The organism is Brevibacterium sp., assembly GCF_022712115.1.
Lineage (GTDB): Bacteria > Actinomycetota > Actinomycetes > Actinomycetales > Brevibacteriaceae > Brevibacterium > Brevibacterium salitolerans.
The window spans coordinates 1-15,914 of sequence record NZ_JALAHB010000166.1 but is presented as its reverse complement, the minus strand read 5'-3'; the positions used below and the strand labels follow the sequence as shown (position 1 = coordinate 15,914).

Sequence of the window (15,914 nt, the reverse complement as noted above, 5' to 3'; positions counted from 1 at the left end):
GCTCCTCACAGGCGAGCGCGGAGTCCGCCACCTGCCCGGACGGGAAGATCGAGTTCGGCATCGAGCCGTTCGAGGATCCCACCAAGCTCGAGCCCGCCTACCAGAAGCTCGCCGAGGCCTTGGGCGAGTCGCTCGACTGCGAGGTCGCGGTCTCCGGCCTCGCGGACTACTCCGCCGCGGGCCTCGCCATGCCGGCCGGCACGCGCGCCCTGGGCCAGTTCGGCCCGCTGGGCTACGTCTTCGCCTCCCAGCGCGCGGATGCGGAGGCGCTGGCCTCCTTCGGCACCGCCGACGGCGAGCTGAGCACCTACCGCGGCGGCATCTGGGTCCCGAAGGACTCGGAGGTGCGCGGCATCGAAGACCTCCCCGGTCACGACCTGGCGCTCGGCAGCGTCGGCTCGACCTCCGGCGACGTGCTGCCCCGGTCCGCGCTCGCCGAGTCCGGGATCGCGGAGGACCAGCTGAACATCAACTACGCCGGCGGCCATCCGGAGGCCCTGCTCGCGCTCACCAACGGCACGGTCGACGCCGCACAGATCAACACCCAGACCCTCACCAGCGCACAGGAGGCCGGCACCTTCGATCCCAGCGGCTTCCGGCAGATCTGGGAGTCCGAGGACATCCCCAACGACCCGATCACGGTCCGCGGCGACGCGGATCCCGCGTTCAAGACCGCGGTGCAGGACGCGCTCCTCGACCTGGACCCCGCCGTGCTGGAGGAGATCGGGGGCTTCCTCGACTTCTCCCCCGCCGGGCAGATGCTCGAGGTCACCGATGAAACCTACCAGCCCCTGTTCGACCTTGCCGAGACGATGAACCTCACCGAGGAGGACGTGTGATGACCACTCCGCACAGCAGCTCCCGCCCCGCCGCACGCCTGCACGCCCAGCCGGCGCTGGCGGTCTCCGACCTGCACCTGGCCTTCGCCGGCCGGACCGTCCTGGACTCCGTGAGCTTCGAGGTGCGCGCGGGCGAGCTCGTGGCCTTCCTGGGCGCCAACGGCTCCGGCAAGTCCACGACCCTGCGCGCCGTGGCCGGGCTGGTCGGCCACGAGTCCGGGACCATCGAGGTCGAGGGCAGGCCCGCCGGCCACCGCGGCCACCGTGACCGGCGGCCCCGGCAGGACGCCCGCACCGCCATGGTCTTCCAGCGCTTCCACCTCGTGCCGCGCAGGAGCGTGCTCGCCAATGTCTGCACCGGCGCGCTCGCACGGATGACGACCCTGCAGTCGTTCCTCCCCCTCACTTTCCCGCAGACGGTCAGGGAGGAGGCGATGGCCGCCCTGGACCGCGTGGGACTGGCGGAGCGGGCGCATGAGCCGGCCGGCAGGCTCTCCGGCGGGCAGCAGCAGCGCGGCGCGATCGCCCGCGCGCTCTGCCAGGGCGCGGGAGTGCTCCTCGCGGACGAGCCCACCTCCGCCCTCGATCCGCACGCCGCGGCCACCGTCATGGAGCTGCTGCGGGACCTGGCGGAGACCGACGGCCTCGCCGTCGCGGCGGTCCTCCACTCCCCCGGGCTGGCACGGCAGTACGCCCACCGCATCATCGGCCTGCAGGACGGCCGCATCGCGCTCAGCGGGACCCCGCAGACCGTCACGGAGGAGCGGATCGCCGGTCTCTACGGCGAGGCCCTCCTGGAAGGAGCGGCAGCATGAGCCGCACGGCGGAGCAGACGCGCACCCGGCGCCCCGTCCCGCCCGCCTCCGGCGGCCGCGGCCGCACCACCGCCGTCACGGTGGTGGTCGTGGCGCTCGTGGTGGCGCACGTGGTGGCCGTGCGGGAGACCGAGTTCTCACTCGCCGCGCTCTTCGAGGGCAGGGAGGGCATGGCCCGCTTCCTCTCCGAGGCGTTCCCGCCGGACCTCAGCTGGTCCGAGACCGTCCGCCCCGCCCTCGAGGCCACCGGCATCACCCTGTGGATCGGACTGCTGGGCACGACCTTCTCCATCCCCACCAGCGCGCTGCTGGCCGTCTGGGGCTCCCGGACCACCGCCCCCAATGCCGTGGTGTACCAGGTGAGCCGCGCGATCATGTCGTTCTTCCGCGCGGTCCCGGACATCGTCTTCGCGCTCATCTTCGTCACCGCGGTGGGCCTGGGGCCGTTCGCCGGCGTGCTCGCCCTCATCTGCCACAACACCGGGGTCATGGGCAAGCTCTGGTCCGAGTCCATCGAGGAGATCGACCCGGGCCCCTCGGAGGCTCTGCGCACGGCCGGCGGCAGCCGCGCCCAGATCGTCGCGAACGCCACCTTCCCCCAGGTGAGCGCCTCACTGCTGGGACTGCTGCTCTACCGCTTCGATGTGAACGTGCGCTCCTCCCTGGTACTGGGCCTCGTGGGAGCCGGCGGGATCGGACTCCTCATCAACCAGTCGATCAAGTCCTTCCAGTTCGACGCGATGCTCACGCAGATCATCGTCGTCCTCGTCCTCGTGATCGTCGTGGACCTGTTCTCCGCGGCCGTCCGCAGGCGTCTCGCGCTGTGAGCTGATCCGCGCCCTCATCCGCCGGGACCGTCCGGACGGCACAGTACCCCTGTACCGTCCGGACGGTTCTGTCTGGTAGATTGCCTGGCTGAGTCCGGCGCACCGCCGGCTCGCACCGCCGCAGGAGAGGAGGCCGCGATGACCGGGCACAGCACTCCGGGAACCCCCACGGCGCACGTGCACGCACCCCGGCAGCTGAGGGCCTGGCTGTTTCTCCTCACCGCGATCCTCGTGGAGGTCGCGGCCTCGCTCTCCCTCAAGGGGGCACTGGAGGAGCCCCTCCTCTACGTCGTCGTGGTCGCCGGCTACACCGCCGCCTTCGTCTGCCTGGGGGCCGTCCTCAGGGCCGGGATGCCGCTGGGCGTGGCCTACGGGATCTGGGGCGCCTCCGGCGTCGCCCTCACCGCGCTCCTCTCCCACGCGCTCTTCGGCGAACCCCTCAGCCTGCTCATGGGCGTGGGCATCTGTCTCATCGTCGCCGGGGTGGTCTGCGTGGAGCTGGGCTCCGGCGCCGCGCGGCGGCGGGAAGGAGACCCGGCATGACCGCGTGGCTCTTCCTCCTCGCCGCGGTGGTCTGCGAGGTGGGCGGCACCCTCACCCTGCGCATGGCCGCCTCCGGCGGGCGCATCTGGTTCACACCGGTGGCTGTGGGCTACGTCGCGGCGTTCAGCCTGCTTTCGCTGGCGCTGTCCCACGGCATGCCGCTGGGCGTGGCGTACGGGATCTGGGCGGCCGCGGGGGTGGCGCTCACCGCCGTCCTCAGCCGCCTCCTCTTCCGGGAGCCCCTCACCTGGCTCATGGCGGGCGGGATCGTGCTCATCGGCCTCGGCGTGCTGGCCGTGGAGCTCGGCAGCACGCACTGAGCCGCGCCCGGGGCTTCAGCCCTCCTCCCGGAGAGGAACGACGTCCGGAGCGCCCAGCCGCGCGGCGTCCGCGGTCTCGTCGTCGGGCATCGTCTGGCTCTCCCGCTCCGCGGCGACGCGGAGGAGGTAGTGCTCCACCTCCGCCGCACACTGCTGCCGGCTCCAGCCCAGCACCGGCGCCATGAGCTCCGCCGCCTCCCCGGCGGCCTCCACGCCCCGGTCGAAGGTCTCGAACGAGACGCGGGTGCGCCGCGCGAGGACGTCCTCGAGGTGGCGCGCCCCCTCGTGCGTGGTCCCGTAGACCACCTCCGCGCGCAGATAGTCCTCCGCACCCGGGAGCGGCTCGCCCAGCTCCGGCCGCTCGGCGATGAGTGCGAGCACCTCGAGCGCGAGCGAGCCGTACCGCCCCAGCAGGTGATCGACCCTGTCCGTGCCGAGGCCGTGTCGCCGCGCCAGCGACGTCCGCTGGTTCCGGCAAGCGGCGTATCCGTCCGCACCGGCGAGCGGCACGTCCTCCGTGCAGCAGGCGGGCACGGCACGGCCCAGCTGCGCGCGCAGGCCGTCCGCGGCGGCGTCCACGGCATCGGCCGCCATCACCCTGTAGGTCGTGTACTTGCCGCCGGCCACCACCACGAGCCCCGTGGTGGCGGTGGAGACGGCGTGCTCGCGGGACAGCGTGCTCGTCGCGTCCGACTCCCCCGCCAGCAGCGGTCGCAGCCCGGCGTACACCCCCTCCACGTCCTCCCGCGTGAGCGGGTCCGCGAGCACCCTGTTGACGTGCCTCAGCAGGTAGTCGATGTCCTGGGCGCTCGCGGCGGGATGGTCCTTGCTGAGGTCCCAGGGCGTGTCCGTCGTGCCGATGATCCAGTGCCGTCCCCAGGGGATGACGAAGAGCACGGACTTCTCCGTGCGCAGGATGAGCCCGGAGCGTCCGCGGATGCGGTCACGGGGGACCACGAGGTGGATGCCCTTCGACGCGCGCACGTGGAACTGGCCGCGCTCCCCGGCCATCGCCTGCGTCTCGTCCGTCCACACCCCGGTGGCGTTGATGACCTGGTGGGCGCGCACCTCGAGGGTCCGTCCGCTCTCCAGGTCACGCACCACAGCTCCCACCACCCGGCCGCCGTCGCGCAGGAGGCCGGTGACCCGTGCGCGCGTGGCGATGTGGGCGCCGTAGGAGGCCGCCGTGCGGGCGAGCATCATGGTGTGGCGCGCATCGTCGACCTGCGCGTCGAAGTACTGAACGGCGCCCACCAGGGCGTCCCGGCGCAGGCTCGGCATGACCCGGCGCGCACCTGCGCGAGTGAGCTGCCGGTGCCTGGGGACGCCTCGGGCACGGCCGGAGAGTGCGGCGAGCGAGTCGTACAGCGTCACCCCCGCGGACACGTACCCCCGCTCCCAGACCCGGCGGGTGAGCGGATAGAGGAACGGCACCGGCCGGACCAGGTGCGGCGCGAGGCGGTCCAGCAGCAGGCTGCGCTCCGCGAGCGCCTCCGCCACCAGCCGGAAGTCCAGCATCTCCAGGTACCGCAGGCCGCCGTGGATGAGCTTGCTCGACCGGCTCGAGGTGCCGGAGGCGAAGTCGCGGGCCTCGACGAGGCCCGTGCGCAGCCCGCGGGTGGCGGCGTCCAGCGCGGCTCCGGCGCCCACCACCCCGCCGCCGATCACGAGGACGTCGAGCCGCGAAGAGGTCATCGCCTGCAGTGCGTCCGTGCGCTGAGCCGGGGAGAGTGCTGCCGTTCGCATGCCCCCAGTCAATCAGGCACAGCGGAGCAGGAGAAGACCCTGCGAGGATCGGAGTGCGACAGTCGTGCGGTCGCGGTGCGGAGGGTCAGCCCTCGCTCTCCTGCCAGAACTCCGCGAGGACGCCGTCCAGCTCGCCCGCGACCTCCATCGGCAGGGAATGCGAGGTGCCCGTCCAGGTGCGCACCTCGGCCTCCGGGACGAGCTCCCGCGCACGGTCCTCGACGTCCGCACCGCCGGCGAGGGAGCCTGAGTCCGCAAGGGCGATGCTCACGGGCATGTCCAGCCGGTCGGCCTGCTCCGCGGTCAGCGGCGAGGGCGTGGGCAGCGCCGCGGAGAAGTGCTTCGTGCCCGCGTCGATCATCGCGGCCAGCGGATCCGCACCGTCGTACTCGCCGCCGCCCACCCGCGTGAGTGCGCGCTCGCGCAGTCCCTGCGGAAGGCCCGGCAGAGAGACGACCGTCGCCCACCAGAGCATCTCCGCCGGGGGATGCGCAAGGGTGAGGACGGGCTCCAGGAGGGTGAGGGAGCGGACCCGCTCCGGATGGTCGACGGCGTATGCGGCCGCGGTCGCGCCGCCGAAGGAGTGGCCCACGAGATGCGCGCCCTCCGGGGCGAGGGTAGAAAGCACCTGGTCGATCCAGTCCCCCTGCTCCGCGAAGTCGCGGATGGGCGCGGCCTGGACGGACATGCCCGCGTCACCGAGCGAGTCGAACGCCAGCACCCGGTGGGAGGCCGCGAAGCCCTCCAGGTTGGACTGCCACATGGGCACGCCCGAGGCCCGCCCCGGGATGAGCACCACCGGCGGGGCCTGCGCGCTCTCGTCCTGCGCGCCCTCCTCCTGCGCCGGCGCCCATTCGTAGACGCGCACCGTGCCGTAGGACGTGGGCACATCGTGCTGCGCGACGGGCTCCGGCAGGGTGCTCATCGCCTCGGCATAGCTCCTCTCGTACGCCTCCCGCCCCTCCACCGTGCGGAAGTGCCCCACTCCCGGCGGACCCGCGAACCAGCGGTACGTGCTCACGATCCCCACGGCGGCGAGCCCGAGGACCAGCACCGCGGCGACGACCTTCAGCCATCGGGTTCTTCGCAATATGCTCATACCGCATAGTTTCACAGTACGCACATACTGTAAACGGCGATAGGCTGTGCGCATGCCCAAGATCGTCGACCACGACCAGCGCCGCACTGAGATCGTCCATGCGCTCTGGGAGGTCATCAGCGAGCGCGGCATCGAGGGTGTGACATTCCAGGCCGTGGCCCGGTCTGCGGGATTCTCCGTGGGCCGCGTCCAGCACTACTTCGCGTCGAAGGACGCACTGGTGCGCGCCGGCTGCCGCGAGCTGATCGACGCCTCCGCAGCCGTGCACGCGGAGAGGACGTCCCGCTCGCAGTCCCCCTGGGAGGCCCTCGCCCAGCTGCTCATGCAGCCCATCCCGCGCTCGGAGGAGCTCCGCCTCGGTGCCGCCGTCTGGTATGCGTACATGGCCCGGGGCGTGGTCGATCCGGCGATCGGAGAGATCGCGCGAGAGGCGACGCACCGGGGCCTGGAGGAGGCTTCAGCTCTCCTGCGCCGCGCCGGCGCCGACGAGTCCGCCGCGCCGCGGCTCATGGGCCTGAGCGCAGGTCTGGCGCAGCAGGTGCTCCTGCGGGCCGTGCAGGCTGAAGAGGCCCTGGGCCTCGTGCGCGAGGAGATCGCCGCGCTCCGGGAGGGGTGAGCGGCCCTCAGCCCTGCTTCCGCAGCAGCGGCAGGACCTTGCCGGAGTGCCAGACGTAGAAGGTGGCGCCGGTCTTCATCTTCCGCGCCTTGGCGAGGCCGTCGTCCAGCGCCGCCTGGGTGGCCTGCTTGTCCGCGCGCAGGCCGATCGACTCCAGTCGCCTGCCCACCGCGATCGAGGACAGGCCCAGCTCCGCACCGAGCTCCGTCTGGGTCGCCCAGGGGCCTCTGCGCTTGCGGCCGCCCTTCGCAGCTGTGCCCTTCACAGCGGAACCGGCGGTGGACCCGGAGCCGGCCTCGGCGGCGATGCTTCCCGGCCTGCGCTCCCAGTCGATCGCGTGCGTCCCGGTGACCCGCTCCTGATCCGCGCGCATGTCCGCGAACTGTGCGGAGAGGAGGTCCGCTGCGGTGTTGAGCGGGTGCGCATTGGTCTCGTCGTGGCCCCGCACCCAGACGAAGTCGACGGGATGGCTGCGGGCATCCATGAGGTCGAGGATGGAGTAGATGAGGTCGAGGTTCTTCTTCCCCTCCGCCTTCGCCGGATTCCTCCTCCAGCCGCGCGCCCACTTGGTGAGGCAGTTGATGGCGTACTGGCTGTCAGACTCGATGACGAGCGGGACGCCCGGGTGGTCGGCCAGCGCCATCTTGATGCCGGTGAGCTCCGCGACGTTGTTGGTCTGCCGCACCCAGGAGCCGGCGGCATAGCGGCCGGTCTCGTCCACCCAGGCCCAGCCGGCGGGCCCCGGGTTCTTCCGTGCGGCGCCGTCCGTGCCGATGCGCAGAGCGCTCGCTGTCATCTGGTCTCCGATTCTCCGAGGGGGCGTGTGCGCATCACCCCTGTCAGCAGGGGTGATGCTCGCCGGACATCTTCTCAGAGGGCGGGAGGCTCAGATTCCCAGGGAGTCCAGCGCCGTACGGAGGCGGGAGACGGTGCCGTCCACGTCGCCGAGCTTGTCGAGGCCGAAGAGGCCCAGCCGGAACGTCGAGAAGTCCTCCGGCTCTCCGCAGTGCAGGGGCACACCGGCCGCGATCTGGACGCCGGCCTCCTTGAAGCGGGCCCCGGTGCGCAGCTGCGGATCGTCCGTGTGGACGACCACGACGCTGGGAGCGGCGAAGTCAGCGGCCGCGACCGAGGGGAGGCCGCGCTCCGCCAGCAGCTCCCTCACCCGCGCGCCCAGATCGAACTGGGCGGCACGCAGACTCTCGAGGCCGCGGTCGCGGGTCTCGCGCATGAGGGAGGCGTTGTGCGCCAGCGTGTCCGTGGGCATCGTCGCGTGGTACGGCGTGCGGCCCTGCAGGTACTCCTCCGCGGTGGAGAGCCACTTCGCGAGATCCAGGGAGAAGCTCGAGGAGGGGCGAGCGAGCACCGCCTCGCGGGCCTCGTCGCCGAGCATCACGTAGCCGGCCGCCGGGGACCCCGACCAGCCCTTCTGGGGAGCACTGATGAGCACATCGACCCCGAGGTCGCGCATATCGACCCACACCGCACCCGAGGCGACGCAGTCGAGCACCAGCAGCCCGCCGACGGCGTGGACGGCCTCCGCCAGCGCGCGGACGTAGTCGTCCGGCAGGAGGAGACCGGCAGCGGTCTCGACGTGCGGCGCGAAGACCACCTCGGGACGCTGCTCGGCGATCCGCGCGGTCACCTCCTCGATGGGAGCCGGACGCCAGGCGGCCCGGTGCTCGTCCGCCACAGGCCGGGCCGCGCAGACCGCCACCTCGTCCGCGATCGCTCCCGCCTCGAGGATCTGCGACCAGCGGTAGGAGAAGAGCCCGTTGCGCACCACGAGGCAGCGCCGGCCCGTCGCCAGCGAGCGCGCGACCGACTCCATCGCGTAGCTGCCGCCGCCCGGGACGACAGCCGCATGGTCTGCCCCGTAGGTGGTGCAGAGGATGTCGAGGACCTCCTGCATGACACCGGTGAAGCGCCGTGACATGTGGTTGAGCGAGCGGTCGGTGAAGACCACCGAGTATTCGAGGAGGCCGTCGGGGTCGATGTCGTCGTGCGGAAGCTTCATGCGGGAGTCCCTTCACAGCGGAGGAGCGGATTGCGCGGCGTGCCCAGGAGCACCTTCCCGCTCACTCTACGACAGCGGAAATGGCGGTCGGGGCGGCATCACCCGTCATGGCGCAGCTCACACCCCGGCGGATTTGGCACGGAGGCCCGGACGGTCGTAGAGTACTCAGGTCGCCGCACAACGGCGGAGGGGCTATAGCTCAGTTGGTAGAGCGCTTCGTTCGCAATGAAGAGGTCAGGGGTTCGATTCCCCTTAGCTCCACAGGACAGCAGTACAGAGGCCGTTTCCACACAGTGGGGACGGCCTCTTCCGCATCCGGAGAGGCTGCCGGACTCCGGGCACGGAAGGAGGCACCGTGAGGACACGCCGTGCGGGCTCCGCCGCGCAGACCATCGAGGTGCGGGGCGCCCGCGTGCACAATCTGCGGGACATCGACGTCGACGTGCCGCTGAACACCCTCGTCGCGATCGCCGGCGTCTCCGGATCGGGCAAGTCCTCCCTCGCGATGGGGGTGCTCTACGCCGAGGGCTCGCGCCGCTACATCGAGGCGCTGTCGACCTACACGCGGCGCCGCATGGGGCAGGCGACGCGCGCCGACGTCGACCGGGTCCGTCACGTGCCCGCGGCGCTGGCGCTGCGGCAGCGGCCCGGCGTGCCCGGGGTGCGCTCCACCTTCGGCACCTCCACCGAGCTGCTCAACGTGGTGCGGCTGATGTTCTCCCGGCTCGCCTCGCACGTGTGCCCCCACGGGCACCGGCAGTCCCCGACCCTCGCCGTCGCCGCTGAGGAGCCGATCGTCTGCCCCGTCTGCGGGGTGAGCTTCGAGGCTCCGGGAGCAGAGGCCCTCGCGTTCAACTCCGCCGGGGCCTGCCCGCGCTGCGAGGGCACGGGCACGGTGCGCGAGGTCGACGACGCCGCGCTCATCCGCGACGAGGGCATGACCCTCGAGGACGGCGCCGTCCTCCCGTGGCAGATGTTCGGCTTCAACGTCCAGCCCCAGATCGCACGCGAGTTCGGAGTGCGCACCGACGTGCCCTGGCGCGACCTCGACGAGTGGGAGCGCGAGATCGTGCTGAACGGCCCCGAGGAGAAGAAGCACATCACGGTGACCTCGAAGAAGGGCGTGCACGAGCTCGACTTCACCTTCCGCAACGCCCGCCTCACCGTCACCGAGGAGCTCAGACGCGCCGACGACGAGAAGCGGCTCGCCCGCGTGAGCCGCTTCCTCCTCGAACGCGTGTGCCCCGCGTGCGGCGGCACCCGGCTCTCGGCCACCGCCGCCGCCCCGCGGATCGGCGAGCTGGGGCTCGCGGACGTCACCGCGCACACCCTCGACGAGCTCGTCGCGTGGGCCGCGACCGTGCCGGAGACCCTGCCGGAGGCGATGCACCCCCTGGCCCGGAGCCTCGTCGACACGCTCCTCGGGATGGCCCGCCGGCTGCTCGACCTGGGGCTCGGCTACCTCGCGCTCGACCGCGCCGGCTCGTCCCTCTCCACGGGTGAGCGGCAGCGCGTGCAGCTCGCCCGTGCCGTCCGCAACGAGACCACCGGCGTGCTCTACGTCCTCGACGAGCCCTCGATCGGCCTGCACCCCTCCAACATCCGGGGCCTCCAGGGCGTTCTCACGGATCTCCTCGAGGAGGGCAACTCCGTCGTCATGGTCGACCACGACCCGCTCGTGCTCCGCGAGGCCGAGCACCTCATCGAGATCGGCCCCGGCTCCGGCAGCGAGGGCGGCACCGTCGTCGCCGCGGGCACCGTCGCGGAGCTCGACCGCTGCCCCGCCTCCCGCATCGGCCCCCACCTCACCGGCCGCGCACAGGTGCGGGTGCGCACCGCTGCGGCCGGTGACCACATGTTCGCCCACGGCACGATCGCGCTGCGCACCGCGCCGATCCACACTGTGCATGCCCTCGAAGTCGCGATCCCCCGCGGACGGCTCACCGTGGTCACCGGGGTCTCCGGCTCCGGCAAGAGCACTCTCGTGCTCGAGAGCCTCGTGCCCGCGCTCCGCGCCGAGAACGGACGGTCCCGCCCACAGCACGTCCTCGCCGTGGATTCCGACGGCATCGAGAAGGTCGACGTCGTGGACGCGACCCCGATCGGCATCAACGTCCGCTCGACCGTCGCAACCTACAGCGGCGCCCTCGACGACCTGCGCCGCGCGTACGCACGTCTCGACTCCGCGAAGTCGGCAGGTCTCACCGCCGGCGACTTCTCGTACAACACCGGCTCACTGCGCTGCCCGCGCTGCGAGGGCACCGGGGAGATCACCCTCGACGTGCAGTTCCTCCCGGACGTCGACATCCCGTGCACCGAGTGCCGTGGGCGCCGCTACTCCCCCGCGGCTGATGCGCACCGCCGCCCCTCCGCCGCCGGCGGGGAGGACCTCTCGCTGCCGGACCTGCTCGCGCTCACCGTGGCGGAGGCGATCCCCCACGTGGACGACATGCGCAGAGTCCGCTCGCGGCTGCAGGCGCTGCGGGACGTGGGACTCGGGTACCTCACCCTCGGCGAGGCCACTCCCGCCCTCTCCGGCGGCGAGGCCCAGCGGCTCAAGCTCGCCGCCGAGCTCGGCAGGACGCAGACGCACTCCCTGTTCGTCTTCGACGAACCGACCGTGGGCCTGCACCCCGAGGACGTCCGGGGGCTCATCGGGGTCTTCCAGCGCCTGCTCGACCAGGGCGGCACCGTGGTGGTCATCGAGCACGACCTCGACATGATCGCGAACGCGGACCACCTCATCGACATGGGTCCGGGCGGCGGAGCCGAGGGCGGGCGGATCGTCGCGACCGGCTCTCCCGCCGAGGTCGCGGCAGACGACCGGAGCGTGACCGGCCGGTACCTGCGCGCGCACCTGTCCCCGCCTCAGCGCTCCGGATGACCTCCCACCGCCCGTTCGAGCGGGATGCTCCCCGTCCTGCCAGGGGGTCAGCAGCCAGACGGCCGCGTAGAGACCGATCCCCACGAACGGCAGGAGGAAGGAGAGGAGGACGAGCAGGCGGACCAGCCACACGTTGAGACCGGTCACCTCAGCCAGCCCTCCCGCGATGCCCCCGAGGAGACGAGCGGGGCCGCGGCGGAAGCGGATGCCTCTGATCGAGTCGAAGAAGATTCTCATACCTCGACGGTACGCGCTGCCGCCGGACCGCACAGGGGTGCTCTCCCTCGCGGATGCGGGGGAAAACCGGAAGGCCGGCCGCTCCCCGGACCATATATCTGATCTGCGCACCCGGCTATCCTGAGCAGGTGGATGCTGCGACCTGGACCTTCCTGATTCTCGGCGCGGCGATGATCGCGTTCATCAGCGGCCGCGTGCCCCTGGCCATCGTCGCCAGCGGCGTCGCACTGTCACTGTGGGCGACCGGCGTGCTCACCCTGCCGGAGGCCTTCGCGGGCTTCGGCGACCCCACCATCGTCTTCATCGCCACGCTCTTCATCGTCATCGAGGCCCTGGGCGCCTCCGGCGTCACCGCCTGGCTGGCGAACTTCGTCGTCGCGAAGGCCGGAGGCGGACGCACCAGACTCACCCTCATCATCGGGGTGACGGCAGGCATCCTCGGGGCCTTCATCAGCGTGAGCGGCACCGTCGGCGCCCTCCTCCCGGTGGTCGTGGTCGTGACCGTCCGGGCCGGGATCGTCCCCTCCAAGATGCTCATCCCCCTGGCCTTCCTCGCCAGCGGCGGTTCGCTGCTCACCCTCACCGCCTCGCCGGTGAACATCGTCGCCTCTCAGGCCGCGGCCTCCGCCGGCGGCAGGGAGTTCGGCTACTTCGAGTTCGCCCTCGTCGGCATCCCCCTCGTGGCTCTGACCATCGTCATCGTCCTGCTCGCCGGCGACAGGCTCCTGCCCGTGCGCACGACGGAGGCCATGGCGATGCCTGATCCCGTCAGCCACGCGCGCACGCTGCAGGAGAACTACCACGTCGACATCGTGCCGAAGGATCTGTTCACCGCGAGCGGCGGCGTCGCCGAGGTCCTCATCGCACCGCGCTCGTCGCTGATCGGGCGGAAGGTCGCACCCGGGATGACCACGAGCAGGGAGGACCTCGTCATCCTCGGCGTGCGCCGCGGGGAGGAGCAGAGCTCCGTGGTCCGCGGTGCGGAGGGCGAGTCGCACGCGATGGAGCTCCAGGCCGGGGACGCCGTGCTCGTCCAGGGGCCGTGGGACGCCCTGCGCCGCTACGTCGCCTCCCCGGACGTCATCGCGGTCGCGGATCCGCAGTCCTTCCAGCGGGCGGTGCCGCTGAGCCTCGGGGCCAGGCGGACCCTCGTCGTCTTCGCGGGCATGGTCCTCCTGCTCGCCACCGGGGCCGTCCCCACCGCCGTCGCCACCATGCTGGCCGCCGGCGCCCTGCTCGCCATGCGCGTGGTGAAGATCCCGGACGTCTACCGTTCGGTCCCGTGGAGCATCATCATCCTCGTGGGCGGCATGGTCCCCCTGTCCACGGCGTTCGTGGACACCGGCGCCGCGACGATCGTCTCGGACATCATGCTCTCGTTCCTGGGCACGGCCTCCCCGCACCTGGCCCTGCTCGCCCTCTGCCTGCTCTCGATGGCGCTGGGGCAGTTCATGTCCAACCTCGCCACGGTGCTCGTGATGATCCCGATCGCCACCGCCGTGGCACTCTCCACGGGGACCAACCCGGAGCCCTTCATGATGGGCCTGGCGATCTGCGGAGCCGCATCCTTCCTCACTCCGGTCGCCACGGCGGGCAATCTCATCGTCATGCGGGCGGGCGGCTACCGGTTCGGCGACTACTGGAGGCTGGGGCTGCCCCTCATGGCCGCCTACCTCCTCGTCGCCGTGCTGTACGTGCCGCTCATCTGGCCCTTCTGAGACGCGCGCCGGCGAGTGTGCCTGCGTGCCCTCAGTCGCAGGTGCCGTCCGCGCGGCACGCCGGACCGGACTCCAGGTCCCAGAGGTCGTCGAGACGGAGGACGCCGAGGCCGGGGTCGGATTCCTCCGGCACCGCCTCAGCCTCGATGGCCTCCGGCGCCGCCGTGGCCTCCGGCGCCTCGTCCCGTTCCGCTTCCCGTGCCCTCGTCCGCTCGCACATACCGTCGTCCTCCGCTCTCCTCACAGCCTGCCGCCCGCGTGCAGCACCCTGCTGGCCGCGCATCTGCGGGCTCGTCCCCAGAACGCCTGTGTCTCCGCGAGGATTCCGCCTCTAGTCCGGCACGGAGTCGTTCTGCGCACAGCACCTCTGCAGTCAGCACGTCTGCAGACAGCATTTCTGCGCAGAGTGAGCAACAAATGTGGAAACATTGAGTGATCCGTGCGTATACTCGCTCTGATTCCGCCTGCGCCGGTCACCGCCGCTCACCGCAGGGCCCCTCGATCCCGCAAGGAGCATCCCCAACCATGGATGTGCAGCTCTTACTCGCCCTCGTGCTAGGCATCGCGACGATCGTCGTGCTGGTCCTCCGGACCCGCCTCGACGCCTTCGTCGCCCTCCTCATCGCAGGACTCGTCACCGGCATCGTCGCCGGCGCGGACATCCTCGACACGATCACCTGGATCACCGACGGCTTCGGCTCCACGCTCGCAAGCGTGGGCATCGTGATCGGCCTCGGCGTCTTCATCGGCAAGATCCTCGAGGTCTCCGGCGGCGCCGACGCACTCGCCCGTGCGTTCCTCCGGATGTTCGGCAAGGGCCGCGAGCCGTGGGCGATGGGCACCGTGGGCTCGCTGGTCTCGATCCCCGTGTTCTGCGACTCCGGCTTCGTCATCATGAATCCGCTGGCCCGTTCCATCGCGCGCGTGAAGAAGGGCGCCTACGTCACCCTCGCACTCGCCCTGGGCTGCGGCATGACACTCACCCACCACATGGTCCCGCCCACGCCGGGCCCGCTCGCCGTCACCGGCCTCCTGGGCGCGGACATGGGCTCCGTCATCCTCACCGGCCTCATCTTCACCGTCTGCCTCCTCCCCCTCGTCGTCCTCTACGCCCGCTGGATCGGCCCCAAGCTGGAGGCGCGCCTCAACCCGCTGGTCGCGGAGGAGGTCTACGGCTCCGGCCATGACGTCGAGCTCGCAGCCCGCGGAGGCAGCAGCGACGGCGGCAGCCTCACCTCGGTGTCCACCTACAACCCCGAGGACCACCTGGGGCCCACCCCTCCCGGACGCAAGCCGCACCGGCCCAGCGCGCTGCTGGGCGCCCTCCCGCTCGTCCTCCCGCTGCTGCTCATCGTGGGCAACACGGTGGCCAGCGCCGTGGACAAGGCGAGCCAGGGCGTGCTCGGCGACGACGACGCGTATGTCGCCTCCGACTGGGCGCAGCCGCTCATCTTCTTCGGCAATCCCGTCATCGCCCTCACGATCGGCATCATCCTCGCCGTCTACGTCCTGCTCCCCCGCTGGACCCCGCGCAAGCAGGTCCACAACTGGCTCGCCGAGGCCGCAGGCTCCGCCGGCCTCATCCTCCTCATCACGGGTGCGGGCGGCGGCCTGGGCGCCGTGCTCCGCGAATCCGGCGTGGGCGCGGCACTCGCCGAGGCCGTCGCTGCGACCCCGCTGCCGGTGCTCTTCGTCCCCTTCATCATCGCCTCCGTTGTGCGCATCGCCCAGGGCTCCGGCACCGTCGCGATGATCACCGCCGCCTCCGTCTCCGCCTCCGTGGTGGCCGGCTCCGGCCTGGACCCGCTCGTCGCCGTGATGGCCTGCGTCTGCGGCTCGATGGTGTTCAGCTACTTCAACGACTCCTACTTCTGGGTCGTCACGAAGTTCACGGGACTGGACGGACTCGACGCCATCAAGGGCTGGTCCGGCATCACCTCCGTGGTCTGGGCCGGTTCGATCCCGCTGCTCATCGTCCTCAACCTCGTGGTCGGCTGAGGCGGGGCGCATGTCCGATGTCCTGATCGTGGGCGACGACCTCACGGGCTCCAACGGCACCGCCAACGGCATGGTCCGGCTGGGTCTGCGCGCCGGCACCATCCGCGCCGGCGCGGACCAGAGCGACCGCGCCGCGCGGATCTCCCCCTACCGGGAGGAGTTCGACGCCCTCGCCGCCACCACGGACTCCCGCCACCTGTCCCCCGCCCCCGCCGCCTCGCGGGTGCGCGAGGCGGCGTGGGCGGGGGACAGGTG

General features: G+C 71.6%; 15 protein-coding genes, 1 tRNA gene and 1 pseudogene. 11 read left to right on the top strand and 6 right to left on the bottom strand.

What is annotated here, in order from left to right; all coding sequences use genetic code 11:
- From Q0A33_RS09395 to Q0A33_RS09375, 5 genes are all read left to right on the top strand, one after another.
- The coding region (locus tag Q0A33_RS09395; RefSeq protein WP_291795410.1) for a phosphate/phosphite/phosphonate ABC transporter substrate-binding protein at window positions 1-839 on the top strand (839 nt) is incomplete at its 5' end.
- Complete coding sequence (locus Q0A33_RS09390) at window positions 839-1,654, top strand: ATP-binding cassette domain-containing protein (protein ID WP_291795408.1); 816 nt, start codon at window positions 839-841, stop codon at window positions 1,652-1,654. The genes Q0A33_RS09395 and Q0A33_RS09390, both read left to right, overlap by 1 nt.
- Window positions 1,651-2,481 carry a phosphonate ABC transporter, permease protein PhnE gene (phnE, locus tag Q0A33_RS09385; protein WP_291795406.1) on the top strand — a complete coding sequence of 277 codons (831 nt, stop codon included), beginning with the start codon at window positions 1,651-1,653 and terminating at the stop codon, window positions 2,479-2,481. Before Q0A33_RS09390 ends, phnE begins: the two co-directional genes overlap by 4 nt.
- Window positions 2,482-2,619: 138 nt before the next feature.
- Window positions 2,620-3,024, top strand: coding sequence for a multidrug efflux SMR transporter (locus Q0A33_RS09380; protein ID WP_291795404.1), 405 nt, complete (start codon window positions 2,620-2,622; stop codon window positions 3,022-3,024).
- Window positions 3,021-3,344, top strand: a complete 324-nt coding sequence (locus Q0A33_RS09375) for an SMR family transporter (RefSeq protein WP_291795402.1) — start codon at window positions 3,021-3,023, stop codon at window positions 3,342-3,344. The genes Q0A33_RS09380 and Q0A33_RS09375 overlap by 4 nt, the downstream gene beginning before the upstream one ends.
- 15 nt (window positions 3,345-3,359) lie before the next feature.
- Here the strand turns inward: Q0A33_RS09375 and Q0A33_RS09370 are convergent, their stop codons facing one another.
- Together Q0A33_RS09370 and Q0A33_RS09365 are read right to left on the bottom strand one after the other, a co-directional pair.
- Complete coding sequence (locus tag Q0A33_RS09370; RefSeq protein WP_291795412.1) at window positions 3,360-5,039, bottom strand: glycerol-3-phosphate dehydrogenase/oxidase; 1,680 nt, start codon at window positions 5,037-5,039, stop codon at window positions 3,360-3,362.
- Between the two features lie 136 nt (window positions 5,040-5,175).
- The gene (locus tag Q0A33_RS09365) at window positions 5,176-6,189 is read right to left on the bottom strand and encodes an alpha/beta fold hydrolase (protein WP_291795400.1); all 1,014 of its coding nucleotides are present in this window, start codon (window positions 6,187-6,189) and stop codon (window positions 5,176-5,178) included.
- Between the two features lie 52 nt (window positions 6,190-6,241).
- Here Q0A33_RS09365 and Q0A33_RS09360 point away from each other — a divergent pair, with 52 nt between their 5' ends.
- Window positions 6,242-6,805 carry a TetR/AcrR family transcriptional regulator gene (locus Q0A33_RS09360; protein WP_291795398.1) on the top strand — a complete coding sequence of 188 codons (564 nt, stop codon included), beginning with the start codon at window positions 6,242-6,244 and terminating at the stop codon, window positions 6,803-6,805.
- Window positions 6,806-6,812: 7 nt separating this feature from the next.
- On the opposite strand, the gene Q0A33_RS09355 is transcribed toward Q0A33_RS09360, so the two are convergent.
- Together Q0A33_RS09355 and Q0A33_RS09350 are read right to left on the bottom strand one after the other, a co-directional pair.
- Window positions 6,813-7,601, bottom strand: a complete 789-nt coding sequence (locus tag Q0A33_RS09355; RefSeq protein WP_291795396.1) for a ribonuclease H — start codon at window positions 7,599-7,601, stop codon at window positions 6,813-6,815.
- A 90-nt stretch (window positions 7,602-7,691) separates the two neighbouring features.
- Window positions 7,692-8,822: an aminotransferase class V-fold PLP-dependent enzyme gene (locus Q0A33_RS09350; protein WP_291795394.1), complete on the bottom strand. Its 1,131-nt coding sequence runs from the start codon at window positions 8,820-8,822 to the stop codon at window positions 7,692-7,694.
- A 188-nt stretch (window positions 8,823-9,010) separates the two neighbouring features.
- Between Q0A33_RS09350 and Q0A33_RS09345 the strand changes: the two genes are divergently transcribed.
- Together Q0A33_RS09345 and Q0A33_RS09340 are read left to right on the top strand one after the other, a co-directional pair.
- Window positions 9,011-9,083: transfer RNA gene (locus Q0A33_RS09345), tRNA-Ala, on the top strand.
- A 94-nt stretch (window positions 9,084-9,177) separates the two neighbouring features.
- On the top strand, window positions 9,178-11,706 hold the full coding sequence (locus tag Q0A33_RS09340; protein ID WP_291795392.1) for an excinuclease ABC subunit UvrA: 2,529 nt from the start codon (window positions 9,178-9,180) through the stop codon (window positions 11,704-11,706).
- 102 nt (window positions 11,707-11,808) lie between these two features.
- Here the strand turns inward: Q0A33_RS09340 and Q0A33_RS09335 are convergent.
- A pseudogene (locus Q0A33_RS09335) lies at window positions 11,809-11,943 on the bottom strand (PspC domain-containing protein); the annotation flags it as partial.
- A gap of 128 nt (window positions 11,944-12,071) precedes the next feature.
- On the opposite strand from Q0A33_RS09335, the gene Q0A33_RS09330 reads away from it, so the two are divergent.
- Complete coding sequence (locus tag Q0A33_RS09330; RefSeq protein WP_291795390.1) at window positions 12,072-13,661, top strand: SLC13 family permease; 1,590 nt, start codon at window positions 12,072-12,074, stop codon at window positions 13,659-13,661.
- A 31-nt stretch (window positions 13,662-13,692) separates the two neighbouring features.
- Here Q0A33_RS09330 and Q0A33_RS09325 read toward each other — a convergent pair whose 3' ends face one another.
- On the bottom strand, window positions 13,693-13,881 hold the full coding sequence (locus Q0A33_RS09325; RefSeq protein WP_291795388.1) for a hypothetical protein: 189 nt from the start codon (window positions 13,879-13,881) through the stop codon (window positions 13,693-13,695).
- A 305-nt stretch (window positions 13,882-14,186) separates the two neighbouring features.
- On the opposite strand from Q0A33_RS09325, the gene Q0A33_RS09320 reads away from it, so the two are divergent.
- Together Q0A33_RS09320 and Q0A33_RS09315 are read left to right on the top strand one after the other, a co-directional pair.
- Window positions 14,187-15,659 carry a GntP family permease gene (locus tag Q0A33_RS09320; protein WP_291795386.1) on the top strand — a complete coding sequence of 491 codons (1,473 nt, stop codon included), beginning with the start codon at window positions 14,187-14,189 and terminating at the stop codon, window positions 15,657-15,659.
- A gap of 10 nt (window positions 15,660-15,669) precedes the next feature.
- Window positions 15,670-15,914, top strand: a 245-nt coding sequence (locus Q0A33_RS09315) for a four-carbon acid sugar kinase family protein (protein WP_291795384.1), incomplete at its 3' end; no start/stop codon positions are given.

What these genes read in the sequence shown, in the direction of transcription:
- Q0A33_RS09355 (WP_291795396.1), bottom strand. Translation starts at nt 7,601, where the DNA reads ATGACAGCGAGCGCTCTGCGCATCGGCACGGACGGCGCCGCACGGAAG.
- Q0A33_RS09365 (WP_291795400.1), bottom strand. Translation starts at nt 6,189, where the DNA reads ATGAGCATATTGCGAAGAACCCGATGGCTGAAGGTCGTCGCCGCGGTG.
- Q0A33_RS09350 (WP_291795394.1), bottom strand. Translation starts at nt 8,822, where the DNA reads ATGAAGCTTCCGCACGACGACATCGACCCCGACGGCCTCCTCGAATAC.
- phnE (WP_291795406.1), top strand. Translation starts at nt 1,651, where the DNA reads ATGAGCCGCACGGCGGAGCAGACGCGCACCCGGCGCCCCGTCCCGCCC.
- Q0A33_RS09370 (WP_291795412.1), bottom strand. Translation starts at nt 5,039, where the DNA reads ATGACCTCTTCGCGGCTCGACGTCCTCGTGATCGGCGGCGGGGTGGTG.
- Q0A33_RS09375 (WP_291795402.1), top strand. Translation starts at nt 3,021, where the DNA reads ATGACCGCGTGGCTCTTCCTCCTCGCCGCGGTGGTCTGCGAGGTGGGC.
- Q0A33_RS09360 (WP_291795398.1), top strand. Translation starts at nt 6,242, where the DNA reads ATGCCCAAGATCGTCGACCACGACCAGCGCCGCACTGAGATCGTCCAT.
- Q0A33_RS09390 (WP_291795408.1), top strand. Translation starts at nt 839, where the DNA reads ATGACCACTCCGCACAGCAGCTCCCGCCCCGCCGCACGCCTGCACGCC.
- Q0A33_RS09325 (WP_291795388.1), bottom strand. Translation starts at nt 13,881, where the DNA reads ATGTGCGAGCGGACGAGGGCACGGGAAGCGGAACGGGACGAGGCGCCG.
- Q0A33_RS09320 (WP_291795386.1), top strand. Translation starts at nt 14,187, where the DNA reads ATGGATGTGCAGCTCTTACTCGCCCTCGTGCTAGGCATCGCGACGATC.
- Q0A33_RS09380 (WP_291795404.1), top strand. Translation starts at nt 2,620, where the DNA reads ATGACCGGGCACAGCACTCCGGGAACCCCCACGGCGCACGTGCACGCA.